The sequence below is a fragment of the Thalassobius sp. Cn5-15 genome (genome assembly GCF_022347685.1).
In the GTDB taxonomy this organism is placed as follows: Bacteria; Pseudomonadota; Alphaproteobacteria; order Rhodobacterales; family Rhodobacteraceae; genus Thalassobius.
In genome coordinates, this window is sequence record NZ_JAKRGF010000002.1 from 418,101 (window position 1) to 442,424 (window position 24,324).

The 24,324-nt window shown below is 57.4% G+C and carries 36 protein-coding genes; 2 read left to right on the forward strand and 34 right to left on the reverse strand.

Annotated elements, in window-relative coordinates:
* Positions 1–2 precede the first annotated feature (2 nt).
* Both MHM86_RS07920 and MHM86_RS07925 read right to left on the reverse strand, forming a co-directional pair.
* A complete protein-coding gene (locus MHM86_RS07920) occupies positions 3–1,397 on the reverse strand; it encodes a trypsin-like peptidase domain-containing protein (protein ID WP_239197690.1) in 1,395 nt (464 codons plus the stop codon).
* 96 nt (positions 1,398–1,493) lie between these two features.
* Entirely contained in the window at positions 1,494–2,564 is a 1,071-nt protein-coding gene (locus MHM86_RS07925) for a 3-deoxy-7-phosphoheptulonate synthase (protein WP_239197692.1), read from the reverse strand.
* A gap of 388 nt (positions 2,565–2,952) precedes the next feature.
* Here MHM86_RS07925 and MHM86_RS07930 point away from each other — a divergent pair, with 388 nt between their 5' ends.
* The gene (locus MHM86_RS07930) at positions 2,953–3,351 is read left to right on the forward strand and encodes a thiol-disulfide oxidoreductase DCC family protein (protein WP_239197694.1); all 399 of its coding nucleotides are present in this window, start codon (positions 2,953–2,955) and stop codon (positions 3,349–3,351) included.
* Positions 3,352–3,410: 59 nt separating this feature from the next.
* On the opposite strand, the gene rplQ is transcribed toward MHM86_RS07930, so the two are convergent.
* The 19 genes from rplQ to rpmC all read right to left on the reverse strand — a co-directional run bounded on the left by rplQ (position 3,411) and on the right by rpmC (position 14,202).
* Positions 3,411–3,833, reverse strand: a complete 423-nt coding sequence (gene rplQ / locus MHM86_RS07935) for a 50S ribosomal protein L17 (RefSeq protein WP_239197696.1) — start codon at positions 3,831–3,833, stop codon at positions 3,411–3,413.
* Between the two features lie 152 nt (positions 3,834–3,985).
* On the reverse strand, positions 3,986–5,002 hold the full coding sequence (locus MHM86_RS07940; protein WP_239197698.1) for a DNA-directed RNA polymerase subunit alpha: 1,017 nt from the start codon (positions 5,000–5,002) through the stop codon (positions 3,986–3,988).
* Positions 5,003–5,113: 111 nt separating this feature from the next.
* A complete protein-coding gene (rpsK, locus tag MHM86_RS07945) occupies positions 5,114–5,506 on the reverse strand; it encodes a 30S ribosomal protein S11 (RefSeq protein ID WP_058245136.1) in 393 nt (130 codons plus the stop codon).
* Positions 5,507–5,521: 15 nt separating this feature from the next.
* Positions 5,522–5,890, reverse strand: coding sequence for a 30S ribosomal protein S13 (rpsM, locus tag MHM86_RS07950; RefSeq protein WP_239197700.1), 369 nt, complete (start codon positions 5,888–5,890; stop codon positions 5,522–5,524).
* Positions 5,891–6,209: 319 nt separating this feature from the next.
* Positions 6,210–6,788, reverse strand: a complete 579-nt coding sequence (locus tag MHM86_RS07955) for an adenylate kinase (protein WP_239197702.1) — start codon at positions 6,786–6,788, stop codon at positions 6,210–6,212.
* Positions 6,785–8,152 (reverse strand): preprotein translocase subunit SecY, encoded by a 1,368-nt coding sequence (secY, locus tag MHM86_RS07960; RefSeq protein ID WP_239197704.1) that lies wholly within the window; start codon positions 8,150–8,152, stop codon positions 6,785–6,787. Before secY ends, MHM86_RS07955 begins: the two co-directional genes overlap by 4 nt.
* A gap of 124 nt (positions 8,153–8,276) precedes the next feature.
* Positions 8,277–8,738 carry a 50S ribosomal protein L15 gene (rplO, locus tag MHM86_RS07965; RefSeq protein ID WP_239197706.1) on the reverse strand — a complete coding sequence of 154 codons (462 nt, stop codon included), beginning with the start codon at positions 8,736–8,738 and terminating at the stop codon, positions 8,277–8,279.
* Between the two features lie 256 nt (positions 8,739–8,994).
* A complete protein-coding gene (locus MHM86_RS07970; RefSeq protein WP_239197708.1) occupies positions 8,995–9,207 on the reverse strand; it encodes a DUF1127 domain-containing protein in 213 nt (70 codons plus the stop codon).
* A 696-nt stretch (positions 9,208–9,903) separates the two neighbouring features.
* Entirely contained in the window at positions 9,904–10,092 is a 189-nt protein-coding gene (gene rpmD / locus MHM86_RS07975; protein ID WP_058318665.1) for a 50S ribosomal protein L30, read from the reverse strand.
* A gap of 12 nt (positions 10,093–10,104) precedes the next feature.
* Positions 10,105–10,662 carry a 30S ribosomal protein S5 gene (gene rpsE, locus MHM86_RS07980; RefSeq protein ID WP_058245144.1) on the reverse strand — a complete coding sequence of 186 codons (558 nt, stop codon included), beginning with the start codon at positions 10,660–10,662 and terminating at the stop codon, positions 10,105–10,107.
* 128 nt (positions 10,663–10,790) lie between these two features.
* Positions 10,791–11,150 (reverse strand): 50S ribosomal protein L18, encoded by a 360-nt coding sequence (gene rplR / locus MHM86_RS07985; RefSeq protein WP_058318663.1) that lies wholly within the window; start codon positions 11,148–11,150, stop codon positions 10,791–10,793.
* 11 nt (positions 11,151–11,161) lie between these two features.
* A complete protein-coding gene (rplF, locus tag MHM86_RS07990; RefSeq protein WP_239197710.1) occupies positions 11,162–11,695 on the reverse strand; it encodes a 50S ribosomal protein L6 in 534 nt (177 codons plus the stop codon).
* An 11-nt stretch (positions 11,696–11,706) separates the two neighbouring features.
* Entirely contained in the window at positions 11,707–12,099 is a 393-nt protein-coding gene (gene rpsH, locus MHM86_RS07995; RefSeq protein ID WP_239197712.1) for a 30S ribosomal protein S8, read from the reverse strand.
* Positions 12,100–12,112: 13 nt separating this feature from the next.
* Positions 12,113–12,418, reverse strand: a complete 306-nt coding sequence (gene rpsN / locus MHM86_RS08000; protein WP_058245148.1) for a 30S ribosomal protein S14 — start codon at positions 12,416–12,418, stop codon at positions 12,113–12,115.
* 19 nt (positions 12,419–12,437) lie between these two features.
* The gene (gene rplE / locus MHM86_RS08005; protein ID WP_058318660.1) at positions 12,438–12,998 is read right to left on the reverse strand and encodes a 50S ribosomal protein L5; all 561 of its coding nucleotides are present in this window, start codon (positions 12,996–12,998) and stop codon (positions 12,438–12,440) included.
* Entirely contained in the window at positions 12,998–13,303 is a 306-nt protein-coding gene (gene rplX / locus MHM86_RS08010; protein WP_239197714.1) for a 50S ribosomal protein L24, read from the reverse strand. The genes rplE and rplX overlap by 1 nt, the downstream gene beginning before the upstream one ends.
* A gap of 1 nt (position 13,304) precedes the next feature.
* Positions 13,305–13,673 (reverse strand): 50S ribosomal protein L14, encoded by a 369-nt coding sequence (rplN, locus tag MHM86_RS08015; RefSeq protein ID WP_058245151.1) that lies wholly within the window; start codon positions 13,671–13,673, stop codon positions 13,305–13,307.
* Between the two features lie 89 nt (positions 13,674–13,762).
* On the reverse strand, positions 13,763–13,990 hold the full coding sequence (gene rpsQ / locus MHM86_RS08020) for a 30S ribosomal protein S17 (protein ID WP_239197716.1): 228 nt from the start codon (positions 13,988–13,990) through the stop codon (positions 13,763–13,765).
* Positions 13,991–14,001: 11 nt separating this feature from the next.
* The gene (rpmC, locus tag MHM86_RS08025; RefSeq protein WP_239197718.1) at positions 14,002–14,202 is read right to left on the reverse strand and encodes a 50S ribosomal protein L29; all 201 of its coding nucleotides are present in this window, start codon (positions 14,200–14,202) and stop codon (positions 14,002–14,004) included.
* A gap of 344 nt (positions 14,203–14,546) precedes the next feature.
* Between rpmC and MHM86_RS08030 the strand changes: the two genes are divergently transcribed.
* Positions 14,547–15,173: a 2OG-Fe(II) oxygenase family protein gene (locus MHM86_RS08030; protein WP_239197720.1), complete on the forward strand. Its 627-nt coding sequence runs from the start codon at positions 14,547–14,549 to the stop codon at positions 15,171–15,173.
* Positions 15,174–15,224: 51 nt separating this feature from the next.
* Here the strand turns inward: MHM86_RS08030 and MHM86_RS08035 are convergent, their stop codons facing one another.
* From MHM86_RS08035 to rpsJ, 13 genes are all read right to left on the reverse strand, one after another.
* On the reverse strand, positions 15,225–15,989 hold the full coding sequence (locus MHM86_RS08035; protein ID WP_239197722.1) for an ion transporter: 765 nt from the start codon (positions 15,987–15,989) through the stop codon (positions 15,225–15,227).
* Between the two features lie 124 nt (positions 15,990–16,113).
* On the reverse strand, positions 16,114–16,527 hold the full coding sequence (gene rplP / locus MHM86_RS08040; protein WP_239197724.1) for a 50S ribosomal protein L16: 414 nt from the start codon (positions 16,525–16,527) through the stop codon (positions 16,114–16,116).
* Positions 16,528–16,539: 12 nt separating this feature from the next.
* Positions 16,540–17,253 carry a 30S ribosomal protein S3 gene (gene rpsC / locus MHM86_RS08045; RefSeq protein WP_058318654.1) on the reverse strand — a complete coding sequence of 238 codons (714 nt, stop codon included), beginning with the start codon at positions 17,251–17,253 and terminating at the stop codon, positions 16,540–16,542.
* Positions 17,253–17,633: a 50S ribosomal protein L22 gene (gene rplV, locus MHM86_RS08050; protein ID WP_239197726.1), complete on the reverse strand. Its 381-nt coding sequence runs from the start codon at positions 17,631–17,633 to the stop codon at positions 17,253–17,255. Before rplV ends, rpsC begins: the two co-directional genes overlap by 1 nt.
* A gap of 3 nt (positions 17,634–17,636) precedes the next feature.
* Complete coding sequence (gene rpsS, locus MHM86_RS08055) at positions 17,637–17,915, reverse strand: 30S ribosomal protein S19 (protein ID WP_058245159.1); 279 nt, start codon at positions 17,913–17,915, stop codon at positions 17,637–17,639.
* A 3-nt stretch (positions 17,916–17,918) separates the two neighbouring features.
* On the reverse strand, positions 17,919–18,761 hold the full coding sequence (gene rplB, locus MHM86_RS08060; RefSeq protein WP_239197728.1) for a 50S ribosomal protein L2: 843 nt from the start codon (positions 18,759–18,761) through the stop codon (positions 17,919–17,921).
* A gap of 310 nt (positions 18,762–19,071) precedes the next feature.
* A complete protein-coding gene (locus MHM86_RS17045; RefSeq protein ID WP_255723097.1) occupies positions 19,072–19,200 on the reverse strand; it encodes a hypothetical protein in 129 nt (42 codons plus the stop codon).
* A 247-nt stretch (positions 19,201–19,447) separates the two neighbouring features.
* Complete coding sequence (locus tag MHM86_RS08065) at positions 19,448–20,545, reverse strand: Hint domain-containing protein (RefSeq protein ID WP_239197730.1); 1,098 nt, start codon at positions 20,543–20,545, stop codon at positions 19,448–19,450.
* 172 nt (positions 20,546–20,717) lie between these two features.
* Positions 20,718–21,815, reverse strand: coding sequence for a Hint domain-containing protein (locus tag MHM86_RS08070; protein ID WP_239197732.1), 1,098 nt, complete (start codon positions 21,813–21,815; stop codon positions 20,718–20,720).
* A 187-nt stretch (positions 21,816–22,002) separates the two neighbouring features.
* Entirely contained in the window at positions 22,003–22,296 is a 294-nt protein-coding gene (locus tag MHM86_RS08075; RefSeq protein WP_058318649.1) for a 50S ribosomal protein L23, read from the reverse strand.
* Positions 22,293–22,910 carry a 50S ribosomal protein L4 gene (gene rplD / locus MHM86_RS08080; RefSeq protein WP_058318648.1) on the reverse strand — a complete coding sequence of 206 codons (618 nt, stop codon included), beginning with the start codon at positions 22,908–22,910 and terminating at the stop codon, positions 22,293–22,295. The genes MHM86_RS08075 and rplD overlap by 4 nt, the downstream gene beginning before the upstream one ends.
* Positions 22,907–23,632: a 50S ribosomal protein L3 gene (rplC, locus tag MHM86_RS08085; RefSeq protein WP_239197734.1), complete on the reverse strand. Its 726-nt coding sequence runs from the start codon at positions 23,630–23,632 to the stop codon at positions 22,907–22,909. The genes rplD and rplC overlap by 4 nt, the downstream gene beginning before the upstream one ends.
* Before the next feature lie 16 nt (positions 23,633–23,648).
* A complete protein-coding gene (gene rpsJ / locus MHM86_RS08090; protein WP_058245166.1) occupies positions 23,649–23,963 on the reverse strand; it encodes a 30S ribosomal protein S10 in 315 nt (104 codons plus the stop codon).
* Positions 23,964–24,324: the final 361 nt, after the last annotated feature.

Sequence of the window (24,324 nt, forward strand, 5' to 3'; positions counted from 1 at the left end):
CCTCAGTTTCTGAACCGGATCTGCACCCGCTGCAAGCCGCGTTGCACGGTGATCGCCACCCTGCTGCCAAGTTCTGACAGGATTTCGCGCGCCTCTGCCGGTGTGGTGGCCTGCGTGCCGTTGATGCCCAACAGGATATCGCCCCGTTGCAGGCCGACACGCGCGCCGTAGGGGCCGGTCGCTTCGACAATCACGCCCATCGCATCCAGCGGCAGGCCAAACTGGGCAATCACCGCAGGGTTCACATGCGACAGTTCCAACCCCGGCAGAACGTCGGCATCCGACAGAGTGACTGTGTCGCGCGCGGGCTCTTCCGGTGGCAGGATCAGGTCCACATCCACTTGGCGCGCAACGCCATCACGGTAGTAGGTGACTGCGACACGGCTGCCCATACCGGCAACCGACATGCGGTAGATCATTTCCTGCGGGCTGTTCACCTCACCGCCCGACACCATCTGCACTACGTCACCGGGTTGCAGGCCCGCTGCGGCAAAGGGGCTGGCCGCATGCAGGCCAGAGATCAGGACGCCACCGGGACGGTCCAGCCCCAGCGTTTCGGCGATGGCATTGTCGATGCTTTGCCCGCTCATCCCCGCCCAAGGGCGGAGGAAGCTGTCGTAGCCCTGACGCGCCTGCGCCACGAACTGTTCGACCAGATCCGCAGGAATGGCAAAGCCCACCCCGTTTGACCCACCAGAGCGGGTGAGGATCGAGGTGTTCACCCCGATCAGCTGACCATTAATATCAATCAAAGCCCCGCCGGAGTTACCGGGGTTGATTGCCGCGTCGGTCTGAATGAAATAGGCCCGCCCTGCCCCCGTGGCCGCGCCAGATCGTGCGAGGCCCGACACAATGCCTGAGCTGACGGTTTGGCCGATGCCAAAAGGGTTGCCGATAGCAAGTGCCAGCTCACCCACCTCAACCGCGTCGCTGTCGCGCAAGGACAGGAAGGGCATGTCCGGCGCCTCCTCCAGCTTCAGGATGGCCAAATCGCTGGCCTGGTCCGCCAGCATCACCTTGGCGGCAAATTCGCGGCGGTCCTTCAGCACCACGCGAATATCCGTGGCGCCGCCAACAACATGGTAGTTCGACACCACATAGCCATCCGCCGACAGAATCACACCCGACCCGAGGGAGTTCTGCACCTCTGGACGCGTTTCGCCAAAATCACGGAAAAACTCGCGAAAGAAGGGATCATTGCTGAATGGGCTGCTGCGGGTTTGCACCACACGTTTGGCGTAGATGTTGACCACCGCAGGGGCCGCCTGTTTCACCAAAGGCGCAAAGCCGAGCGCAATTTCTGCCTGCGAGCTGGGCACCTTGGTTTCCGCCACAGCAATGAGCGGCTGCGCCGCAAGGGTCAGGGCAGCGACAATGGGCACGGCGTAACGCAACATCAAAGATCCTCCTTCAGGTCACCGAAGATATGCGGTCGACCCGCCGTAAATGCAAGGCACGCGGCGGGCCGATCCCGATTGCGGCTGATGAAGGGTTCAGCCCGCTTTGCGCAGCGGGCTAGCGCGGCGGATTTCCACTGCCTGTGCCAGACGGCGTAGCATGGTCACCGTGTCTTCCCATCCCAGACAACCATCCGTGATCGACTGGCCATAGGTCAGCGGTCCGTCGCCCAAATCCTGACGGCCTGCAACGATATTGCTCTCCATCATCACACCAGTGATGCGGTGATCGCCTGCCTCCATCTGGCCAGCGATATCTTCCAGAACCATCGGCTGTTTCATCGGATCCTTGCCGCTGTTGGCGTGGCTGGCGTCGATCATCACATGGGGGCGAATGCCATCCTGTTCGGCCATACGGCAGGCCGCATCGATCGAGGTGGCATCATAGTTCGTGCCGCCCCCACCGCGCAGAATGATGTGGCAGTCGGGGTTACCGCTGGTCGCCGCAATCGCCGGACGGCCGTTTTTGGCCAGCGCCATGAAATGATGCGGGTGCGCCGCCGAACGGGCGGCATCAATGGCGATCTGCACATTGCCACGGGTGCCGTTTTTGAACCCGACAGGACAGCTGAGGCCCGATGCCATTTCGCGGTGGATCTGACTCTCAGTGGTGCGTGCACCGATAGCGGCCCAGCTGACCAGATCGGAAATGTACTGCGGCACGGAGGCATCGAGGAATTCCGTCCCCACTGGCAGGCCCAGTTGATTGACGTCCAGCAGCAACTGGCGCGCCACCTCAAGGCCCGCATCAATGCAGAAAGTACCATCAAGGCCGGGATCATTGATCAGCCCCTTCCAGCCGGAAATCGTGCGCGGTTTTTCAAAGTAGACGCGCATGACAATCTCTAGCTGTTCGCCCAATTCGTCGCGCAGAGGGACCAGGCGGCGGGCATAGTCCATCGCCGCCTCTGGGTCATGGATCGAACAGGGGCCAACAACGACAATCAGCCGATCATCATGGCCATGCAGCACCTTTTGCACGGCTGTGCGCCCGTCCAAAACGGTGCGGATGGACTGCGCGGTGATTGGCAGTTTGGCGGTCAGTTCAGCGGGGGTGCGCATTTCCATCATATTGGTGATGCGCAGATTTGCGGTTTCAGATGTCATGGTCGGGTGTCCTAAGATTGAAGAGTGTCTGGGTTAGGCCCCCCGTCGGCGGATGCGAAAAAACCGCCCGTTGGGGGGCGGTTCGTCTGGTATCTCTGGTGCGTTTAGAATGTTTCCTCAGAACGCGCAGATCCCTCCGACCGCCGTGTGGCGCGGATAGAAGGAATACCAAAAGAATACGGTCTGATGTGTCATGGCCAGAACGCTAGCGACGATTCGGGATTCTGTAAAGGGGGGGACAATGTCTGTTTTTTACGCACACCGCGTCCGAACCGAGGGGCGAAGCAGAGCGCCCGCCCCGTGAGGCGGTTCGGGCGCTGCCAAGTCAAAGATTTGGCAATGACATTCCAGCTATCGGGGCTATCTGATCCGCAAGATAGGAAACAACATGACCGAAACACCCGAAACCCGCACGCTCTACAATGCAGACTGTCCCGTCTGTAACGCCGAGATTTGTCATTACGCCGCCTACTCCGATGCGCGCGCGTTGCCCTTGGCCTTTGAGGATTTGAACACCGTCGATCTCACCGATTGGGGCGTCACATCGGATCAGGCTATGCGGCGGCTGCATGTGCTGCATCAGGGGCAGATCTACGTCGGATTTGATGCCTTTGTGATCCTTTGGGACCAGATGCCGCGTTACCGTTTTGCCGCGCGCATTGGCCGGCTGCCCCTGATCCGCCCCCTTGCCCGCTGGGGGTATGAGAGGATCGCAGCGCCGTGGCTATATAGGTCTCATAAAAAGCGCATGGCAAAATGGGCCGCAAAAAATCAGGCTACAAAATAGAAAAACCCCCGCACCATTTCTGATGCGGGGGCAGGTCCGGTCACGAATGACCGAGGATCTTATTCGTCAACGGCTGCTTCTGCAGCGGCAACGCGTGCTTTGTCAGCAGCGCCTTTGGCGTCGACGTCACGATCAACGAATTCGATGATCGCCATCGGCGCCATGTCACCGTAACGGAAGCCGGCCTTCAGGATACGAACGTAGCCGCCCTGACGGTCCTTGTAGCGCGGGCCCAGAACGTCAAACAGTTTGGTAACGTACTGGTCTTGCTTCAGCTTGGAAGCTGCCTGACGACGGGCGTGCAGATCGCCACGTTTCGCCAGAGTGATCATCTTTTCGATGATCGGGCGCAGTTCTTTTGCTTTCGGCAGGGTGGTCTTGATCTGTTCATGTTCGATCAGCGAACCGGCCATGTTCGAGAACAGCGCTTTACGGTGTTCATGAGTACGGTTCAGACGGCGGTAACCACGAGCGTGACGCATTTTCTATCTCCTAAACTTGCGTTTTTGCTTTGTCAGGCCGGCGATGCGTGTCGCTGGCTCACCTTGGGGTCATGCGACCCGAATAGTCCCCGGCAGCTCCGGGCATGTGTACACGGGGCGGCCCACTGGACCGCCCCGGTATTTTAGATGGCTTAGAAAGCGTCTTCGAACTTCTTCGCCAGATCTTCGATGTTGTCCGGCGGCCAGTCCTCGACGTCCATGCCCAGATGCAGCCCCATACCCGACAGCACTTCCTTGATTTCGTTCAAGGATTTGCGGCCGAAGTTCGGGGTGCGCAGCATTTCCGCTTCGGTTTTCTGGATCAGATCGCCGATATAAACGATGTTGTCGTTCTTCAGGCAGTTGGCCGAACGTACGGACAGTTCCAGTTCGTCCACTTTCTTCAGCAGCAGCGGGTTGAACTCCAGACCGTCGTCTTCGTCCTGACGGCCAGCCGACTCGGGCTCTTCGAAGTTTACGAAGATCGACAGCTGATCCTGCAGAATACGCGCCGCATACGCGATGGCATCTTCAGGAGTGATCGAACCGTCGGTTTCAACCTTCATGGTCAGTTTGTCATAGTCCAGAACCTGACCTTCACGGGTCGGCTGAACGTCATACGAAACCTTTTTGACCGGCGAGTAGATGGCGTCGATCGGCATCAGACCGATGGGCGCATCTTCCGGCTTGTTACGGTCCGCAGGAACGTAGCCTTTGCCGGTGTTGACGGTCAGCTCCATGTAGAGGTCTGCACCATCGTCGAGGTGGCAGATCACATGATCTTTGTTCAGGATTTCGATGCCAGCACTGTCAGAGATGTCACCAGCGGTCACAACTGCCGGACCTTTGGCGTTGATCGACAGGCGCTTGGGGCCTTCGACTTCCATGCGCAGCGACACGCCTTTGAGGTTCAGAACCACATCGGTTACGTCTTCGCGCACACCAGCAACGCTGGAAAACTCATGCAGAACGTTGTCGATCTGTACGCTGGTGATGGCCGCGCCTTGCAGCGAGCTCATCAGAACGCGGCGCAGCGCGTTGCCCAAGGTCAGACCAAAACCGCGCTCCAGCGGTTCAGCAACCAGAGTTGCCTGACGAGTCGGGTCATTGCCCGGCTTTACGTCAAGCTGGGTAGGCTTGATCAATTCTGCCCAGTTCTTATGGATCATGCGTCCCTCCATTCCTGTTCTGTCTCCATGTCCCAAAGACAGAACGCCCGAGGCTTCAAAATGACATACTGGGGCCGTGTCGGTGACACAGCCCCAGTCTTAAAAGCTGGATTAGACCCGGCGGCGTTTCGGCGGGCGGCAGCCGTTGTGTGCGATCGGGGTTACATCACGGATCGAGGTGATGTTGAAACCGATTGCGGCCAGTGCGCGCAGTGCCGATTCACGGCCCGAACCGGGGCCCTGAACTTCAACTTCCAGAGTCTTAACACCGTGTTCCTGAGCTTTCTTGCCCGCGTCCTCTGCAGCCATCTGAGCGGCGTAAGGAGTCGATTTACGCGAACCTTTGAAACCCATGGTACCGGCAGACGACCACGAGATCGCGTTGCCCTGTACGTCCGAGATCAGGATCTTGGTGTTGTTGAAGCTGGAGTTAACGTGTGCAACGCCAGCTGCGATGTTCTTGGAGACCTTTTTCTTGCCCCCACGACGGGTATCACGTGCCATTGGTAGCTACCTCCCTTACTTCTTCTTACCGGCGATCGGTTTTGCCGGGCCCTTACGGGTACGAGCGTTGGTGTGGGTACGCTGACCGCGAACCGGCAGGCTACGACGGTGGCGCAGGCCACGGTAGCAACCCAGGTCCATCAGGCGCTTGATGTTCATGGTCACTTCACGACGCAGGTCACCTTCAACGGTGTAGTTGGCGTCGATGTGCTCACGGATGGCCAGCACTTCGGCGTCGGACAGTTCGTTGACGCGACGGGTGAAGTCGATTTTTACAGCTTCGCAGATTGCTTCGGCCGAGGTCTGGCCAATGCCAGTGATGTAGGTGAGGGCGATCGGGACCCGTTTAGAGGTCGGGATGTTAACGCCGGCGATACGTGCCACGTGTCACTTTCCTTTTCAGTTGCGGTTCCGTAGTTCCAGAACCTTTTTTCACAACGTAAGCCCGGCGTGTTTTCACCGGGCCTTTGCTGATCTAGGTGGTCTGCGCAGGTGCCTAAAAGACGGCGCAAAAATTCGATTCCCCATAGGGGATGGCCGTAGGTAGGAGGAATTCTGCCAAAGGTCAACCCAGCTTGTGCATACGCACGGTTTTGCCTGTCAGAAAATCAACACTTCCCTTGCGGCAAGCCTTTAGAGGCTCTCTTTAGACGTAAAAAAACCCGACCGCAAAGCCGGGTTTTTTATTCAGTCAGCCGTCCGATCAGGCGTCCAGCACCTTGGCGATGTCTGCGGACACGGTGTCGATGTCGTTCAGACCATCTACCGCAGTCGACAGGCCTTTGGCATAGTAGTAACCGATCAGCGGCGCGGTCTTTTTGTAGTATTCGACCAGACGGAAACGCACGCTTTCCTCATTGTCGTCAGCACGCGCCTCTTTACCAGCAGCAACCGCTTCGGCAGCGCGGTTCACGATCCGCGCAACCAGCGTTTCATCGTCAACCTGCATTTCAACAACCGCAGCAAGGGTTTCACCCTGCTCTTCCAGCAGCTCCGCCAATGCATCCGCCTGCGGCAGGGTACGGGGGAAGCCGTCAAAGATGAAACCACCCTTTTTGTCGCCCTGCAGCTTTTCGCGGATCAGGCCGATCACGATGTCATCGGTCACCAGACCACCGCGATCCATCACCTCGGCCACAACCTTGCCCATTTCAGTGCCGCTGGAGCGCGCTTCACGCAGCATGTCACCAGTGGACAGCTGGATCATGTTACGCTCTTCCACGAGTTTCGCGGCCTGAGTTCCTTTGCCCGCGCCGGGCGGTCCAAGCAGAATAATGTTCATCGACGCGATGGTCCCTTCCTGTTGCGTTTTTTCCCTTTGCCACGCAGCTGGGATTTTTCAATGAGGCCTTCGTATTGGTGGGCCAACAGATGGCTTTGCACTTGCTGAATAGTGTCCATGGTCACGGACACAACGATCAGCACGGAAGTGCCCCCGAAGTAGAACGGGATAGCCAACTGGCTGCGCAGGATTTCCGGCAACAGACACACAGCTGCCAGATAGGCCGAACCCAGAACCAGCACACGGGTGGTGACGTATTCCAGATATTCGGCGGTCTTCTTACCGGGACGGATGCCCGGCACGAAACCGTTTTGGTTTTTCAGGTTGTCGGCAACTTCGTCCGGTTTGAACGAAACGTTGAAGGTGTAGAAGAACGCAAAGAACACGATCATCGCCACGAAGAACAACAGATAGAGCGGCTGACCAGGGCCAAAATAGGCCAGAATGGTAGACATGATCGGACCGGTCTGGTTCCCAGAGAAAGTAGAGATCGTGGTCGGCAGCAGCAGAAGCGACGAGGCAAAGATCGCCGGGATCACGCCCGCCGGGTTTACCTTGATCGGTAGGTGGCTGGAGCCGCCATCATAAACTTTCATCCCGACCTGACGGCGCGGGTACTGGATGTGGATCTTGCGCAGTGCGCGTTCCATGAACACAACAAAAGCGATGGTGGCGATCATCATGACCATCACACCGATGATCACACCGGGGCTGATGGCGCCCGAACGGCCTTGGCTCAGGAACTGGGCCAGTGCAGCAGGAACTTCGGCGATGATGCCAACAAAGATGATCAAAGAGATACCGTTGCCGATGCCACGCTGAGTGATCTGTTCACCCAGCCACATCAGGAACATGGTGCCGCCCACCAGCGTGATCACGCAGGAGGCAACAAAGAACCAATAGCCCAATTCCGCCTGCACCAGATCACCGGAATAAAGGCCCGCTGCCAGACCGTAGGCCTGCACAGTTGCCAAAAACACGGTGCCGTAGCGGGTGTATTGGTTGATCTTTTTACGGCCCTGCTCGCCCTCTTTTTTCAACTGCTCCAGCGCCGGCACCATCGAGGTCAGGAGCTGCACAATGATCGAGGCAGAGATGTAGGGCATAATGCCCAGGGCAAAGATCCCCATCCGACCCAGCGCACCGCCGGTGAACATCGACAGGATGCCCCCCAGACCAGCTGCCGCGCCTTCCATGAATTCGCGCAGTGCGTTGCCGTCGATGCCGGGAACGGGAATGAAAGTGCCCAGACGATAAACGATCAGAAGGCCCAGGGTGAACAGGATGCGGTTGCGCAGCTCAGTCGCCTTACCAAAAGCGGACCAGCTGGTGTTCGCAGCCATTTGTTCTACAGCAGATACCATGCGTTGGTCTCTCTTCATATGACAACGCCGCCCGGAGCGTTTTCCAGCTCAGGCGGCGTTCTTAGGAAAACTGGGGTCATATGTAAGCGGCGAAGCCGCCGCTCACAACCCGTTAACGCGTCACTTACGCGCCTTTGACCTTCAGAGAGCCGCCTGCTTTTTCGACAGCTTCGATGGCCGACTTGGAGGCGCCAGTCACATCCAGTTCAACTTTGGCGTTGAACTCGCCTTTGGCGAGGATGCGGATGCCGTCCAGTTTGCGACGGATCAGGCCGCTTTCGACCAGAACATCTTCGGTGATCGGTGCAGATACGTCGATCTTGCCGGCTTCGATGAACTTGCCCAGCAGGCCCAGGTTCAGAACGGCATATTTCTTGGGGTTCGGTACGTTGAAACCGCGCTTAGGCAGGCGCTGGTACAGCGGCATCTGGCCACCTTCGTAGCCGTTGATCGAGACACCCGAACGCGACTTCTGACCTTTGATACCACGGCCACCCATTTTACCTTTGCCGGAGCCGGGACCACGGCCAACGCGCATGCGTTTTTTGGTTGCGCCAGGATTGTCGCGGAGTTCGTTAAGTTTCATTTCGCTTCTCCTTGCCGGAACTGACCCCTGAAGCGTAAGCGGGTCAAACACGGCGTTTTTTGCTTGTTGATTCTATGACCCACCTAAGGCCACCGGGCGCGTATACGCGGGTTGGGCACATGGATCAAGGGGGCGATCCCTGCCCAACACCTGTGAACACAACGATGCATCGTCCGGCCGCCCCCCAAAAAACGCAAAACGCCTCTGCAAAGGCAGAGGCGTCATGCAATCAAAGCGATGTGCGTTGATGCGCCGCTTAGAGGCGATAAACGTGCTCAAAAGCGACGCGCTGGATGTCGTGGCGATCTACGCCCAGATCAATCAGTTCGCGGTTGCTGAGCGCGGACAGTTCGCTCACGGTTTCATTGTAAGCGGCGCGGCGCTTGCGCGCAGCTCTCAGTGCCGCGAAGGCGGCGTTCAGACGGGCAACGGGGTGAAACCCACGGGGAGTAGTAGCTGCAAAAGCCATATTTTTATTCCTAATGTTGTACGTCAGGGCGAATTCCCCAAGCGTGCTTGCATGTCGTTGTTGGCGACAGCGGTTATATAGGAATGGTGTTGTAGAAAGAGTATCGCAGACTCCGCCCGCCTGCTCTGCGTTTTGTGCATGGCTTGCCTCATGCGGCCGCGTTTGAGGCCAGACATAGTGGCGCGGCGATGGCCACTAGCAACTCCACCTCATACAGCGAAAGCGGAGCGTTGCTGCAGGCGCATACCACCTGTGCAGGCACCTCAGCGCTTTACGTTTCGTGACACAGACAACTGGCGGTACCGGGCCCACGATTCCTTTTAGCCCCGTTCGGACATCGCATCAGCTCGTGGATGAAACCCTCACCCCCTCTCCACCAGCAGATAACGATAGCGTTTGAGCCGTGCGCGCCAATGCGAAGATGAACAGAATCGGATTTCAGGATTTCGAACCGATCCTGCGCCATAACACCCCGAAACATACGTCACTGCGATACTGATGCCGCAGCTGTCATGCCATCATCTGAGCCTCCGCTGCCGCCGTCGCCGCGCAGATCTGCCTCTGCATGAATATCTGCTTGGCTATATGATCCCTTATCTCCACTGGTCACAGTGGTCATATGCGCCACATACCGCACAATAGAAAACGCCCCGACCAGAAGATCGGGGCGTTTTCAATTTTCAAGAAGCGGACGGCTTAGCCGCGCTCTTCGATGATTTTCACCAGATGCGGGATCTTATTGACCATGCCGCGAACCGAGGGAGTATCCTCCAGCTCACGAGTTTTGTGCATCTTGTTCAGACCCAGACCCACCAGAGTGGCGCGCTGATCTGCGGGGCGACGGATCGGGGAACCGATCTGTTTTACGACGATGGTTTTAGCCATGGGACGCTCTCCTTACGAGTCTGCCGCGGCAGGTGCTTCGTCCTTGCGCAGGATGTCAGCAACTTTTTTGCCACGACGTGCTGCAACCGAACGCGGGCTGGACTCTTTGGTCAGACCGTTCAGGGTTGCGCGGATCATGTTGTAGGGGTTCTGCGAACCGATCGACTTGGACACAACGTCTTTGATGCCCAGCATTTCGAAAACGGCACGCATCGGACCACCTGCGATGATCCCGGTCCCTTCCGGTGCGGTGCGCATCACGACCTTACCGGCACCGTGACGACCTTCCATGTCGTGGTGCAGGGTGCGGCCCTCTTTCAGAGGTACGCGGATCATTTGACGCTTGGCCTGCTCGGTGGCTTTACGAATGGCCTCAGGGACCTCTTTCGCTTTACCTTTACCGAAGCCTACACGGCCTTTCTGATCGCCGACAACCACCAGAGCGGCGAAGCCGAAGCGCTTACCACCTTTAACGGTTTTCGACACACGGTTGATCGCGACGAGACGATCTGCGAATTCCGGAGCTTCGTCGCGGTCGCGGCGATCCCGGCGGTTTTCACGTTCTGCCATTTCGGCATTCCTTTCTGAATGGCGCATTGCGGCGCCTGTTGTTTCAATCCTGGTGACTGCCCGATCAGAAAAGCCTGATAGGACAACCCCGGATCATCGGGGGGGCGACAGGCGCCCCCCGCAGGTCATTAGACCTTCAGGCCACCTTCACGCGCAGCCTCGGCCAGAGCCTTGACTTTGCCGTGGAACAGGAAACCGCCACGGTCGAAGTACGCTTCGGTGTGGCCGGCCTTTACGGCGCGTTCCGCAACAGCTGCACCAACTTTGGCAGCTGCTTCGATGTTGTTTTTGCCAACAACGCCCAGGTCTTTTTCCAGCGACGAAGCCGATACCAAGGTTACACCGCTGACGTCGTCGATCAGCTGAGCGCTGATGTTCTTGTTCGAACGGTGAACCGAAAGGCGCAGCTTGCCGGTGTTCACTTTGCGAAGTTTGTTCCGGACGCGCAGGCGGCGCTTCAGAAACAGGGTTCTTTTGCTGTTTGCCATTAGTCTGGTCCTTACTTCTTCTTGCCTTCCTTGCGGAAGATAAACTCGTCTTTGTATTTGATGCCTTTGCCTTTGTAGGGCTCGGGCTTACGCCATTCGCGGATGTTCGCCGCGACCTGGCCAACGAGTTGAGCGTCGTCACCTTCGATGATGATTTCGGTGGGCTTCGGTGCGGTCACGGTCACGCCGGCCGGCACTTCGAAGTTCACGTCGTGCGAGTAACCGAGGTTCAGCTTCAGGACATTGCCCTGCATCTGAGCACGGTAACCAACACCGTTGATCTCAAGCTCTTTCTTGAAACCAACAGTCACACCTTTGACCATGTTGGCCACCATGGTGCGCGACATGCCCCACTGCTGACGAGCGCGCTTGGACTTACCACGCGGGGTAATGGTCACAGCGTTATCTTCAACAGCGATGGTCACATCATCGGTTGCAGTGAAGGTCTGGGTCGCTTTCGCGCCTTTCACTTCGATGGTCTGGCCGGACACAGTGGCGGTAACGCCGCTGGGCAGTTCGACCGGTTTTTTACCAATACGAGACATTGCAGACCTCCTTAGAAGACGGTGCAGAGCACTTCGCCGCCAACGTTGTTGGAGCGAGCGTTTGCATCCGACATCACACCTTTCGGAGTGCTGACAATCGACACGCCCAGGCCCTGACGGACAACGGGGATGTCATTGACGCCCATGTATACGCGACGACCGGGTTTGGAGACCCGCTTCAGTTCGCGAATAACGGGGGTGCCTTCGTAGTACTTCAGCTCGATTTCGAGGGTCGGATGACCATCAACACCGGTGCCTTTTTCGTAGCCGCGGATGTAGCCTTCGTCAGCCAGTACATCCAGAACCCAGCCGCGCAGCTTGGATGCGGGGGTCGAAACATTCGACTTACCACGCATTTGAGCGTTACGGATACGGGTGAGCATATCGCCGATAGGATCGTTCATTACTATCTCTCCCTTACCAGCTGGATTTCACCAGACCGGGGATCTGGCCAAACGAGCCCAGTTCCCGCAGCATGATACGGCTGACCTTAAGCTTACGGTAGTAAGCGTGAGGACGACCGGTCAGCTGACAGCGGTTGTGCAGACGGGTAGCCGAGCTGTTGCGCGGCAGTTTCGCAAGCGCGAGAGAAGCGCGAAAACGCTCTTCCATCGGCTTTTCTTTGTCGTTGATAACCTCTTTGAGGGCAGCGCGCTTGGCAGCGTATTTTGCAACCAGCTTCTCGCGCTTAACCTCACGGGCGACCATGGATTTTTTAGCCATAACTCTAATCTCCCCGCGCTTAGCTGTTGAAGGGCATGTTGAGTGCTTTCAACAGGCTCTTCGCTTCCGCGTCGGTGTTCGCGGTGGTGGCAATCACGATGTCCATACCCCAGACTTCGTCAACTTTGTCGAAGTCGATTTCGGGGAACACGATGTGTTCTTTCAGGCCGGTGGCGTAGTTGCCACGGCCGTCGAACGACGTGCCCGAAACACCGCGGAAGTCGCGGATACGAGGCATTGCGATGGTGATCAGACGGTCCAGGAATTCATACATGCGGTCGCCACGCAGGGTCACTTTCGCGCCCATCGGCATACCTTCACGTACGCGGAAGCCCGCGATCGAGTTCTTGGCAACGGTGGTCAGAGCTTTCTGACCAGCGATCTTGGTCAGATCTTCCTGAGCGGATTTGGCTTTCTTGCTGTCTTTGACAGCTTCTGCGCCGCAGCCGATGTTCAGGACGATTTTGTCCAGACGCGGGATCTGCATGTCGTTTTTGTAGCCGAACTCTTCTTTCAAAGCAGCGCGGATGGTTTCGACATACTGAGCCTTCAGACGCGGGGTGTAAGTTGCATCAGTCATTAGATCACGTCCCCCGTGGTCTTGGCGAAGCGTACCTTCTGGTCACCTTCCATGCGGAAGCCAACGCGGGTTGCTTTGCCGTTTGCGTCCAGGATCGCCAGGTTCGACAGCTGGATCGGCATGGCCTTGGGCAGGCGGCCACCTTGGCTGGTCTGGGTCTGACGGGTGTGGCGGATGGCCATGTTGATACCATCTACAACTGCTTTGCCGGCTGCGGGATCAACGGAAGCGATAACGCCTTCTTTGCCCTTGTCTTTGCCGGTCAGCACGACGACCTTGTCGCCTTTTTTCAGTTTAGCAGCCATATTACAGCACCTCCGGAGCGAGCGACACGATCTTCATCATGCCTTTGCCGCGCAGCTCACGAACAACCGGGCCAAAGATACGTGTACCTACGGGCTCGTTGTTGTTGTTCAGGATAACAGCTGCGTTGCGATCGAAACGGATCGCGGTGCCGTCTTCACGACGTACTTCTTTGGCGGTGCGAACGACGACGGCTTTACGCACGTCACCTTTTTTCACACGACCACGCGGAATGGCTTCCTTTACGGAAACGACAATAATGTCGCCCACCGACGCATAACGACGGTGCGAGCCACCCAGAACCTTGATGCACTGAACTCGGCGTGCGCCTGAGTTGTCAGCTACATCCAGATTGGTCTGCATCTGGATCATTTGGTTTCTCCCGACCTGTGGGGGGACTTGCAGAGGTCCATTTCCCCAGGGTTTCGCTAATTAAAGCGTTGGGATCGGCTAAGTCAGACTTAGGCGATCACTTCCCAACGCTTCGTCTTCGACTTCGGTGCACATTCCTGGATACGGACGCTGTCACCGACGTTGAATTGGTTGTTCTCATCGTGAGCCCGGTACTTTTTGGACTTACGGATGGTCTTTTTCAGAACGGGGTGCGTAAAGCGGCGCTCAACCTGAACAGTCACGGTTTGTTCGTTAGCGTTCGAGGTTACGGTGCCTTGCAGAATACGTTTGGGCATCAATCAGGTCCTTATTCAGCAGCCGCTTGGGCTTTTTCGTTCAGCACAGTGGCAACGCGTGCGACGTCACGACGGACTTGGCGCATACGAGCAGTGTTTTCGAGCTGATTGGTGGCCTGTTGAAAGCGCAGGTTAAACGCTTCTTTCTTAAGAGCCGACAGTTCCTCACGGAGCTGATCCGGCGTCTTATCACGCAGTTCATTGGCGTTCATGTCGCCTTTTCCTTTCTACTACACCAGAAGGCCCCGCTATGTGTTTGGGTCACCTTGTTGCCTGGTGGGTTATGTCTGCACGGACGAATCCTTACAGCCTGCGAATCCGCAGATGCCGCTACATAAGGGGGATCAGGGGTGAGGGCAAGGGAAAGATGGGGCGGCCTTATTTTATTATGTCAAACCGCACACCACGCCTGAACCGCAGAGGTGAAGCGAAGCGCCCGCTCCGTCGGAGAGACGGGCCCTGCCAAATCGCAGGTTTGGCAGCAATGCTTCGCCAGCGTTCAGCCCAATCGTCACACCCCCTACCCCTCATGCACGCGCGGGTGTATCACCACCCCATGTCACAGATTGAATCGCTCTTCGTCACGCGCATCTATCGCGCAGAACTCAACGAATTTGGCCCCGGCGTTGATCCGGATGAGCTGGAAGCCTCCTGCTATGGCATTGCCGAGGATGATGAGGCTGGTCAGGACTGGTGTGAGGAAAACGGCTATCCCGGCTACACCTCCTATGCCTCGCTCACCGACCTTGGCTGGCGCTCGCCGATCTTTGCCGATGTGATCAAGGCACTCGACGCACACGTCGCCGCCTTTGCCGAGGATCTGGAATTTGACCTCGCCGATCGCAAGCTGGAGCTGGAAGACCTCTGGATCAACATCCTGCCCGAAGGCGGCATGCACTCGTCGCACCTGCACCCCCATTCGGTGATCAGCGGCACCACCTATGTGTCGATGCCCGAAGGCACGTCGTCACTGAAGCTGGAAGATCCCCGTTCCGGCCGCCTGATGGCCGCCCCGCCGCGCAAGAAGGACGCGCGCCGCGATCTGCAAACCTTTGTCTATATGGAACCGAAGGTGGGCGATGTGCTGCTCTGGGAGAGCTGGCTGCGCCACGAGGTGCCGATGAACATGGCCGAGGATGACCGTGTCTCTGTCAGCTTCAACTACAAATGGGCGGCAGAGTAAGCCCCAGATAGAAACGGCCCCATGCGGGGCCGTTTTCGTTTCGTCGCTTGCTTAGCGATCCCGCAACGCCTGTTCGATGCGGTCCAACCGGGCCACAACATCATCACGGTATTCATCCGTGGCAGCCGCCGTCTCCTCCGCATGGGCATCCTGCATAGTGCTGACGATCAGACCCACAACAAGGTTCATCACCGCAAAGGCCGTGATCAGGATAAACGGCACAAAGAACAGCCAAGCACTTGGATGCACCTCCATCACCGGACGCACGATGCCCATCGACCAGCTTTCCAGCGTCATGACCTGAAACAGAGAATAGAGCGAGGCACCCAGTGTGCCGAACCATTCAGGGAAGCTTGCGCCATAAAGCTTGGTCGCCATCACCGCGCCAATGTAAAAGATGATGCCCGTCAGCAAAAAGACCGAGGCCATGCCCGGCAGCGCCAAGATGAACGCCTCAACCACACGGCGCAAGGAGGGCACAACCGAGACGACTCGCAACAGACGCAGGATCCTCAGCGCCCGCAGGACGGCCAGACCATCACCCGCTGGCGACAGGGAAATCGCCACAATCGCCGCGTCAAACAGGTTCCAGCCAGAGCGGAAGAAGGCAAAACCGCGCGCATAAAGTTTGGCGGCCAGTTCGATCACAAAGATCGCCAGACAGATCTGATCCAGCGCCTCGATAACGCCGCCCGCCGTGGCCATCACAGCAGGTGACGTTTCCAACCCGAGGATCATCGCGTTAAACAGGATCACCGCCAAAATGGCATTGCCCACCCACGGGCGGTCCAGAAATTCAGCTACGGCTCTGCGCATGATTTACCCTCTGTTCGCTTGAGCGCTATATGTGGGGTTTTAGAGCGCCACGCAAGAACTACACAAAACAAAACCCCCGCTGCGCGAACAGCGGGGGTTTCGAATTTTTCAAGAGCGGTAAGGCTTACCAGTCTTCGCGAACGACGACGCGGGTTTTCACCGGCAGTTTCATCGCGGCCAGACGCAGGGCCTCACGTGCGATCTCTTCGTCGACGCCGTCGATTTCGAACATCACACGACCCGGCTTGACCTTGGCTACCCAACGGTCAACCGAACCTTTACCTTTACCCATACGAACTTCGATCGGCTTTGCAGTGACCGGTACATCGGGGAAGATACGGATCCATACACGACCCTGACGCTTCATGTGACGGGTCATGGCACGACGCGCAGCTTCGATCTGACGGGCAGTTACACGCTCGGGCGTGGTTGCCTTCAGACCGTAGGTGCCGAAGTTCAGGTCGGAACCGCCTTTGGCCAGACCTTTGATCCGGCCCTTCTGCATCTTGCGGAATTTAGTACGCTTTGGCTGAAGCATTGTCAGATCTCCTTAACGACGGCCACGACCACCGCCAGTGCGGGGCGCGGGACCATCCTGGGCTTCTGCAGCGCGACGATCACGAGCAGCAGGATCGTGCTCCATGATTTCGCCTTTGAAGATCCAGGTTTTGATGCCGATGATACCGTAGGGAGTCATCGCTTCGGCGTGAGCGTAATCGATGTCCGCACGCAGGGTGTGCAGCGGCACGCGGCCTTCACGGTACCATTCGGTACGCGCGATTTCTGCACCGCCCAGACGGCCAGCAACGTTTACACGGATGCCCAGGGCGCCCATGCGCATGGCGTTCTGAACCGAACGCTTCATCGCACGACGGAAGGACACACGGCGTTCCAGCTGCTGAGCGATCGACTCTGCAACCAGCTGAGCGTCCAGCTCGGGCTTGCGCACTTCAACGATGTTCAGGTGCAGTTCGCTGTCGGTCATGTTCGACAGTTTCTTGCGCAGAACTTCGATGTCAGCACCTTTTTTGCCGATGATCACACCCGGACGCGCGGTGTGAATGGTCACACGGCACTTCTTGTGGGGGCGTTCGATGATCACGCGGGCAATACCGGCCTGCTTGCACTCTTCACCGATGAACTCACGGATTTTCAGATCTTCCAGCAGAAGATCACCGTAGTCTTTGGTGTCGGCATACCAGCGGCTGTCCCAGGTGCGGTTCACCTGCAGGCGCATGCCAATCGGATTTACTTTCTGACCCATTAGGCTTGCTCCTCAACTTGACGCACCGTGATGGTGAGTTCCGAGAACGGCTTGACGATCTTGCCGAAACGGCCACGTGCACGAGGGCGACCGCGTTTCATGGTCAGGTTTTTGCCTACAAAGGCTTCTGCCACGATCAGCTCGTCCACATCCAGGTTGTGGTTGTTTTCGGCGTTCGCAATTGCGGACTGAAGACATTTCTTCACATCCTGCGCGATCCGCTTTTTCGAGAAGGTCAGATCGGTCAGAGCCTTTTCTACCTTCTTGCCGCGGATCATTGCGGCGACCAGATTCAGTTTCTGCGGCGAGGTACGGAGCATACGGGCCTTGGCCATTGCTTCGTTATCTGCCACGCGGCGGGGATTTTTTGCCTTGCCCATGACTTACTTCCGCTTCGCTTTTTTGTCAGCCGCGTGACCGTAATAGGTACGAGTCGGCGAATATTCACCGAACTTCTGACCAATCATGTCTTCGGTGACGTTGACGGTGATGTGCTTCTGACCGTTGTAAACGCCAAACGTCAGGCCCACGAATTGGGGCAGGATCGTCGAGCGGCGCGACCAGATTTTGATGACTTCGTTACGACCCGATTCACGCGATGCTTCGGCTTTTTTCAGCACATAAGCATCCACGAAGGGGCCTTTCCATACAGAACGTGCCATGTCTTAACGGCCCTTCTTCTTGGCGTGACGCGAGCGGATGATAAGCTTCTGCGACGCCTTGTTGGTGTTGCGGGTACGCTTGCCCTTGGTCGGCTTACCCCAAGGGGTTACCGGGTGACGACCACCAGAGGTACGACCTTCACCACCACCGTGGGGGTGGTCGATGGGGTTCATTACCACACCACGGACCGACGGACGGATGCCTTTGTGGCGCATACGACCGGCTTTACCGAAGTTCTGGTTGGAGTTGTCGGGGTTGGAAACCGCACCAACAGTTGCCAGGCATTCCTGACGAACCATACGCAGTTCACCCGAGCTCAGACGGATCTGAGCGTAGCCGCCGTCACGACCAACGAACTGAGCGTAAGTACCAGCTGCACGGGCGATCTGGCCGCCTTTGCCCGGTTTCAGTTCGATGTTGTGAACGATGGTACCGATGGGCATACCCGAGAAGGGCATGGTGTTACCGGGTTTAATGTCGGCTTTAGCAGACGCAACAACCTGATCACCAACTGCCAGACGCTGCGGGGCCAGGATGTAGGCCTGCTCGCCGTCTTCGTATTTCACCAGTGCGATGAATGCGGTACGGTTGGGGTCATATTCGATACGCTCAACGGTTGCTGCAACGTCGAATTTGTTACGCTTGAAGTCCACGATACGGTAGAGGCGTTTTGCCCCGCCGCCTTTGCGACGCATCGTGATCCGCCCGGTGTTGTTCCGGCCGCCCTTCTTGGTCAAACCCTGAGTAAGGGCTTTGACGGGGCGTCCTTTCCACAGCTCCGAACGGTCGATCAGTACCAGCCCACGCTGGCCTGGCGTAGTCGGCTTATACGACTTAAGTGCCATGCTTCTGTCTTCCGTTTTGTGAGGCAGGCGATTGCCTACCCTTAGGTTATAGCCCCCCGTCCGTTTGTCCCCTGCTGAAGGAAACGCCCTACTTAGGTGGCCGATCATAGGGCCCCGAAGGTCCCAAATTCCAAAACATCTGAGGCCCCGGAACGAATCCGGGGCCACAAGATGCGCGGGAGGTATCAGAGATGCGGGGGGGAGTCTATAGCAGAGGCAAGAAATAAAGGGGCAAAGCGCAATGCGCGCCTGCCCCTTTTATTTGATCCGAGTTGCGCCTTGCGGCACAGACAGAAAGGTGGATGCTGCGTTACCACTTACCGTAAATCGGGCTCTTGGTTTGCGGGCCGTCACGCACTGGCAGCGGACCACTACTGCAGGCCGACAGGGCCAGAACGCTTGCGATAACGGTGATCATGCTCAGTTTCTTAAACGCCATACTCAAAGCTCCTGTAGAGGGGTCTAGATAGGAAAACGACGCAGACATCGCCCATCTTAGGCCCGTCAGCGAAGGTCGGGCACCGATGCACCCATTAATGCGAGATAGGATGGCGACGGTTTGTGGAGGCTCGAAGGATAGAAGACGGCCATTTCAAGGCCAATCCCTTGCATTCAACCGATCCTGCCCCTCTGACAATAAAGTCCCCGTCAAGGCGGGATAAGGTCAGCCGCAACCAACATCTTCGCTATGCAACACAAACAGGCGCAATCTGTGCTCTATACCCCTGCAACGCCGGACGTCCGTTTTTGCCCAGACGCCACGCCAGCCGCTTCTGCTGTTTACGTTCAGGGATATGATAGGCGCTGTTGGCGGCGAAGCCGTGAAATTTAAACTGGGGAAAGATTTTGCAGACCTCTTCAATCGCCTCATCCCTCAGCGCCAGCCGCGCCTGTGGCCCCAACAGCAGACTCTCACTGGGGCAACCTTCGGCAAAGACCACCTCATGAGCATCAAACAGCAGGTGAACATAGTCCACCTCCTGCGTATCTTCGTCGATACTGACACCCCCCATGTCGCACAGGCGCACGGCCGCGATCATGGCAGAGGGTGCGCCAAACATCCGCTCACAAACTGGCGAATGCACCAGCATCCGGTGCTGACGTGATACCCGTAGATCCCGGATCGGCAACCCCTGCCCCAAGGCACCCGCTGAAATCCGCACGGGGCGCAAAGTCGGATCCTGCTCCAGATCAGCGGCTTCCAGCCTGCGCCGCCCAACCCAGCGCACTGGTTTCAAACCGTTTTCGGTCCAAACCAGGTCACCAATCGCGATATCCCGCGCAGCCTTGCTGCCAGCCTCCGTCGCAATCTGAGTTTCGCCATGGAAACAGACCATCAGCTCGATATTGTCGACAATGGCGCCCCGGCTGTCATTCGGCCCACGTTCGCTAAAGCGCAGCGTATAGTTTCCCGCCCCCGGAAAGGTCACCGGCAGCGTAAATTCCTGCAAAGTGTTATTGGTTGGTCGTATCTCGGCAAAAGCGATGGCGGTGCCGGTATCATCCAGCACCTCAACCCGAAACCCTTCGACACCCGCATTCCCATTCGACGAGAGACGCAACGCTGAATCGAAGGAAACAGTACGTGTGCTGGAACCGGACACGGTGAACGTTTGCTCCATCACCGTGATCTGATTGTTGCGACCGTCAAGCTCTGCAACGCGGTTAGAGGAGCCGTTGCCCAGATAAGCGCTTTCGCGGTGGTTCGCCTCGATATCCGTGCCGGACCAGCCGGTGGCACCAGCATCAAAGGTTCCATTCACGATCAGGTTAATAGGCGGCATCTCACACACTCTCAGCTCAATCACTGCGAGATTGCCCCAGACTTATGGATAGTCTGTGTGCGAATTGGGGTCTTTTTAGGACGCTTACCGCCGTTTCGTTGAGGCGCCTAACACGTCGTCGGCCAAACACCACACAGACCGGAGACTGCTCAGCCGTCGCACAGAATGCGTTTTAGGCAGCCTCGATGCCCGTCTGGCCCACCCGGTAGTTCTGCATAGGGCGACGCCCGTTCTTGAGCAAACGCCAGACCAACTGCTTTTGCTGGTTACGTTCGGGGATGTAATAGGCGCTGTGTGCGACAAAGGTGTGCGATTTGAAGCGGGGGAAAATTTTACACACTTCTTCGATCGCCTCATCCGTCAGCGCGCGCCGCGTCTGCGGACCTAAGAACAGACTCTCACTCGGACAGCCTTCGGCAAAGACCACCTCATGGGCATCAAACAAAAGGTGCACGTAGTCGACATCCCGCGCATCTGCGTCGATCTGAATCCCGTCCAAATCGCACAGGCGCACCGCAGCAACCAAAGCAGAGGCAGCACCGAACATGCGCTGGCACACCGGCGAGTGGACCAGCATCCGGTGCTGACGCGACACCCGCAGATCCCGCTCTGGCAGCCCTTGTCCCAAAGCCCCGGCCTCAATGCGTACTGGGCGCAACAGGGGATCCTGCGCCAAATCCGCCGGCGTCAGGCATCTGCGCCCAACCCAGCGCACCGGCTGCAAACCGTTTTCGGTCCAGACACGATCCCCAATCACAATGTCGCGCACGGCCTTATGGCCAACGTCGGTGGCAATCCGCGTTTCCCCATGAAAGCACACCATCAATTCGACATTGTCGACGATCGCACCCAGACTGTTATCCGGCCCACGTTCTGTAAACCGCAGCGTATAGGTGCCAGCCTCGGGAAAGGTCACTGGCAGCGAAAATTCCTGCAAGACGTTGTTTGTTGGGCGCACCTCGGCAAAGGCTATGGCAGTGCCCTTGTCATCCAAAACCTCGACACGGAACCCTTCCGCCCCAGCATATCGATTTGAAGCAGTCCGCAATGCCGTATCAAAGGTGACTGTACGCGTGCTGGACCCAGAGACAGTGAAACTCTGCTCCATCACCGTGGTGGCGCGCCGATGGCCATCAATTTCGGCCACGCGGTTTGCAGATCCATTGCCCAGATAAGCATTCTCGCGGTAGGTCGCCTCGATATCCGTACCGGACCAGCCGGTGGCACCGGCGTCAAAGGTTCCGTTAACAATCAGGTTGATCGGGGGCATCGCAGCGACTCGCTCTTATCGAACGGCTAAACTACCCCAAACTTTTGAACGCACAATGCAAGAAAGTCGGTATTTCCAAACTGAATTCGTCGACTTTTTGGCAAATCCAAACGACTATTTTCAGACCCCCAAACCGAAAAAGGCCCCCGCTTGCGCAGGGGCCTCCTATTTTCAGCAGTCCAGCGACTTACAGACCGGTGGTCACGTCGATGGTGTTGCCCTCTTCCAGGGTAACATAAGCCTTCTTCACGTCTTTACGCTTGCCCAGCTGGCCGCGGAAACGCTTGGCTTTACCTTTGGTGATGGTGGTGTTCACAGCTTTGACCTTCACACCAAACAGAGCCTCAACGGCCTCTTTGATCTGGGGTTTGTTGCTGTCGATCGCCACTTCAAACACAACAGCACCGTTTTCCGACGCCATGGTCGCTTTTTCGGTGATGATCGGTTTGCGGATCACATCATACAGTGCAGCTTTGGTCATTTCAGGCGAGCCTCCAGAGCTTCGACACCTGCTTTGGTGATCACCAGGGTGTCACGCTTCAGGATATCATAAACGTTGGCGCCCATCGTCGGCAGGATGTCCAGACCTTCGATGTTGCGTGCTGCGACGGCGAACGCTTCGTTGACGGCTGCGCCATCAATGATCAGCGCGCGCTTCCAGCCAAGGTTCTTCACCTGTTTGGCCAGCGCAGCGGTTTTGCCTTCTGCCTCGGCAGCTTCGATCACAACCAGCTCACCTGCTGCAGCTTTCGCCGACAGAGCGTGCTTCAGACCAAGTTTACGGAACTTCTTGGTCAGGTCGTGGCCGTGCGAACGCGGGGTCGGGCCCTTGTAGATACCACCTTTACGGAAGATCGGCGCGTTGCGGTCGCCGTGACGAGCGCCACCGGTGCCCTTCTGGCGGTAGATCTTCTTGGTCGAGTAGGAGGTTTCCGAGCGGGTCTTCACCTTGTGGGTGCCGGCCTGCGCGTTGTTACGCTGCCAACGGACCACACGGTGCAGGATGTCCGCACGCGGCTCCAGACCGAACAGGTCTTCGGACAGTTCTACAGAACCAGCCTTGCCACCGTCGAGTTTGATCACATCAAGTTTCATGCTTCACCCCCTTCGGCAGGTGCTTCTTCGGCCACAGCTTCAGCAGCTGCGGTTTTCAGAGCGGCCGGGAACGGTACGTTTTCAGGCAGAGCCTTTTTCACGGCGTCCTTAACGGTGACCCAGCCACCTTTGGAACCGGGAACGGCACCTTTGACCATGATCAGGCCACGGTCGGCGTCGGTTTTGACGACTTCCAGGTTCTGAGTGGTCACACGGACGGCACCCATGTGGCCGGCCATTTTCTTGCCTTTGAAAACCTTGCCGGGATCCTGACACTGGCCGGTCGAACCGTGCGAACGGTGCGAGATCGATACACCGTGCGATGCACGCAGACCACCGAAGTTGTGACGCTTCATCGCACCGGCAAAACCTTTACCGATCGACGTGCCCGCAACATCGACTTTCTGACCTTCAACATAGTGCTCAGCCGAAATTTCGGCGCCCACTTCGATCAGGTTGTCAGCGGAAACGCGGAATTCAGCCAGTTTACGCTTGGGCGCAACGTTGGCTTTGGCGAAGTGACCGCGCATGGCCTGGCTGGTGCGTTTGGCTTTTGCCGAACCGGCGCCCAGCTGAACGGCGGTGTAACCGTCACGCTCTTCGGTGCGCTGGTCAACGACCTGCAGGTTTTCCAGTTGAAGAACGGTTACAGGGATCTGCTTGCCGTCTTCCATGAACAAGCGGGTCATGCCCACTTTTTTAGCGATAATACCAGAGCGCATAATTTATACCCCCCGATTACGCTTGCAGCTTGATCTCGACGTCCACACCAGCGGCGAGGTCGAGCTTCATCAGCGCGTCAACGGTCTGGGGGGTCGGATCAACGATGTCGAGCATACGCTTGTGCGTACGGATCTCGAACTGGTCGCGGGATTTCTTGTCGATGTGAGGGCCACGCAGAACGGTGAACTTCTCAATCTTGTTCGGCAGCGGGATCGGGCCACGTACCTGAGCGCCGGTGCGCTTGGCAGTGTTGACGATTTCCTGAGTGCTGGCATCCAGCACACGGTAATCAAATGCCTTCAGCCGAATGCGAATGTTTTGACTTTGCATTTCGTCAGCCTTTTTTTAGGCGTTGGAGTTGAGAGGAGGGTCAGCGACCATCGCCGATCCTCATCGAACCCAAAAGGCGGGAATCACCCCGCCTCTATCTGCAACAGCAGACTTGCGCCATCTACAGCGCCAAAGCCCATGTGGCAAGGGGTTTTGAGGCCTTTGGCAGGAAATGTGAGGCAGCACAGGCTTCTCATGCCAAACAACTCGATTCAATCGTCAGCGAAGCCCTTTTGCCAGCCTCCTGCCAGTCTCCTCCCCCCACGCAAAAAGGGCGCCCCTAGGGACGCCCTTTTCTATTCTATCGCTAAATCGCTAACCTGAATTAGGCCAGGATTTTGGATACAACACCGGAACCAAC

Excerpts from the sequence above, each read along its gene's own strand:
- MHM86_RS07920 (WP_239197690.1), bottom strand. The coding sequence starts at position 1,397 with ATGTTGCGTTACGCCGTGCCCATTGTCGCTGCCCTGACCCTTGCGGCG.
- MHM86_RS07925 (WP_239197692.1), bottom strand. The coding sequence starts at position 2,564 with ATGACATCTGAAACCGCAAATCTGCGCATCACCAATATGATGGAAATG.
- MHM86_RS07930 (WP_239197694.1), top strand. The coding sequence starts at position 2,953 with ATGACCGAAACACCCGAAACCCGCACGCTCTACAATGCAGACTGTCCC.
- rplQ (WP_239197696.1), bottom strand. The coding sequence starts at position 3,833 with ATGCGTCACGCTCGTGGTTACCGCCGTCTGAACCGTACTCATGAACAC.
- MHM86_RS07940 (WP_239197698.1), bottom strand. The coding sequence starts at position 5,002 with ATGATCCATAAGAACTGGGCAGAATTGATCAAGCCTACCCAGCTTGAC.
- rpsK (WP_058245136.1), bottom strand. The coding sequence starts at position 5,506 with ATGGCACGTGATACCCGTCGTGGGGGCAAGAAAAAGGTCTCCAAGAAC.
- MHM86_RS07955 (WP_239197702.1), bottom strand. The coding sequence starts at position 6,788 with ATGAACATTATTCTGCTTGGACCGCCCGGCGCGGGCAAAGGAACTCAG.
- secY (WP_239197704.1), bottom strand. The coding sequence starts at position 8,152 with ATGGTATCTGCTGTAGAACAAATGGCTGCGAACACCAGCTGGTCCGCT.
- rplO (WP_239197706.1), bottom strand. The coding sequence starts at position 8,738 with ATGAAACTTAACGAACTCCGCGACAATCCTGGCGCAACCAAAAAACGC.
- MHM86_RS07970 (WP_239197708.1), bottom strand. The coding sequence starts at position 9,207 with ATGGCTTTTGCAGCTACTACTCCCCGTGGGTTTCACCCCGTTGCCCGT.
- rpmD (WP_058318665.1), bottom strand. The coding sequence starts at position 10,092 with ATGGCTAAAACCATCGTCGTAAAACAGATCGGTTCCCCGATCCGTCGC.
- rpsE (WP_058245144.1), bottom strand. The coding sequence starts at position 10,662 with ATGGCAGAACGTGAAAACCGCCGGGATCGCCGCGACCGCGACGAAGCT.
- rplR (WP_058318663.1), bottom strand. The coding sequence starts at position 11,150 with ATGGCAAACAGCAAAAGAACCCTGTTTCTGAAGCGCCGCCTGCGCGTC.
- rplF (WP_239197710.1), bottom strand. The coding sequence starts at position 11,695 with ATGTCTCGTATTGGTAAAAAACCGGTCGAACTGCCCAGCGGCGTTACC.
- rpsH (WP_239197712.1), bottom strand. The coding sequence starts at position 12,099 with ATGAACGATCCTATCGGCGATATGCTCACCCGTATCCGTAACGCTCAA.
- rpsN (WP_058245148.1), bottom strand. The coding sequence starts at position 12,418 with ATGGCTAAAAAATCCATGGTCGCCCGTGAGGTTAAGCGCGAGAAGCTG.
- rplE (WP_058318660.1), bottom strand. The coding sequence starts at position 12,998 with ATGACTGATGCAACTTACACCCCGCGTCTGAAGGCTCAGTATGTCGAA.
- rplX (WP_239197714.1), bottom strand. The coding sequence starts at position 13,303 with ATGGCTGCTAAACTGAAAAAAGGCGACAAGGTCGTCGTGCTGACCGGC.
- rplN (WP_058245151.1), bottom strand. The coding sequence starts at position 13,673 with ATGATCCAGATGCAGACCAATCTGGATGTAGCTGACAACTCAGGCGCA.
- rpsQ (WP_239197716.1), bottom strand. The coding sequence starts at position 13,990 with ATGCCCAAACGTATTCTGCAAGGCACCGTAACCTCGAACGCTAACGAA.
- rpmC (WP_239197718.1), bottom strand. The coding sequence starts at position 14,202 with ATGAACGCCAATGAACTGCGTGATAAGACGCCGGATCAGCTCCGTGAG.
- MHM86_RS08030 (WP_239197720.1), top strand. The coding sequence starts at position 14,547 with ATGTCACAGATTGAATCGCTCTTCGTCACGCGCATCTATCGCGCAGAA.
- MHM86_RS08035 (WP_239197722.1), bottom strand. The coding sequence starts at position 15,989 with ATGCGCAGAGCCGTAGCTGAATTTCTGGACCGCCCGTGGGTGGGCAAT.
- rplP (WP_239197724.1), bottom strand. The coding sequence starts at position 16,527 with ATGCTTCAGCCAAAGCGTACTAAATTCCGCAAGATGCAGAAGGGCCGG.
- rpsC (WP_058318654.1), bottom strand. The coding sequence starts at position 17,253 with ATGGGTCAGAAAGTAAATCCGATTGGCATGCGCCTGCAGGTGAACCGC.
- rplV (WP_239197726.1), bottom strand. The coding sequence starts at position 17,633 with ATGGGCAAGGCAAAAAATCCCCGCCGCGTGGCAGATAACGAAGCAATG.
- rpsS (WP_058245159.1), bottom strand. The coding sequence starts at position 17,915 with ATGGCACGTTCTGTATGGAAAGGCCCCTTCGTGGATGCTTATGTGCTG.
- rplB (WP_239197728.1), bottom strand. The coding sequence starts at position 18,761 with ATGGCACTTAAGTCGTATAAGCCGACTACGCCAGGCCAGCGTGGGCTG.
- MHM86_RS17045 (WP_255723097.1), bottom strand. The coding sequence starts at position 19,200 with ATGGCGTTTAAGAAACTGAGCATGATCACCGTTATCGCAAGCGTTCTG.
- MHM86_RS08065 (WP_239197730.1), bottom strand. The coding sequence starts at position 20,545 with ATGCCGCCTATTAACCTGATCGTGAATGGAACCTTTGATGCTGGTGCC.
- MHM86_RS08070 (WP_239197732.1), bottom strand. The coding sequence starts at position 21,815 with ATGCCCCCGATCAACCTGATTGTTAACGGAACCTTTGACGCCGGTGCC.
- MHM86_RS08075 (WP_058318649.1), bottom strand. The coding sequence starts at position 22,296 with ATGACCAAAGCTGCACTGTATGATGTGATCCGCAAACCGATCATCACC.
- rplD (WP_058318648.1), bottom strand. The coding sequence starts at position 22,910 with ATGAAACTTGATGTGATCAAACTCGACGGTGGCAAGGCTGGTTCTGTA.
- rplC (WP_239197734.1), bottom strand. The coding sequence starts at position 23,632 with ATGCGCTCTGGTATTATCGCTAAAAAAGTGGGCATGACCCGCTTGTTC.
- rpsJ (WP_058245166.1), bottom strand. The coding sequence starts at position 23,963 with ATGCAAAGTCAAAACATTCGCATTCGGCTGAAGGCATTTGATTACCGT.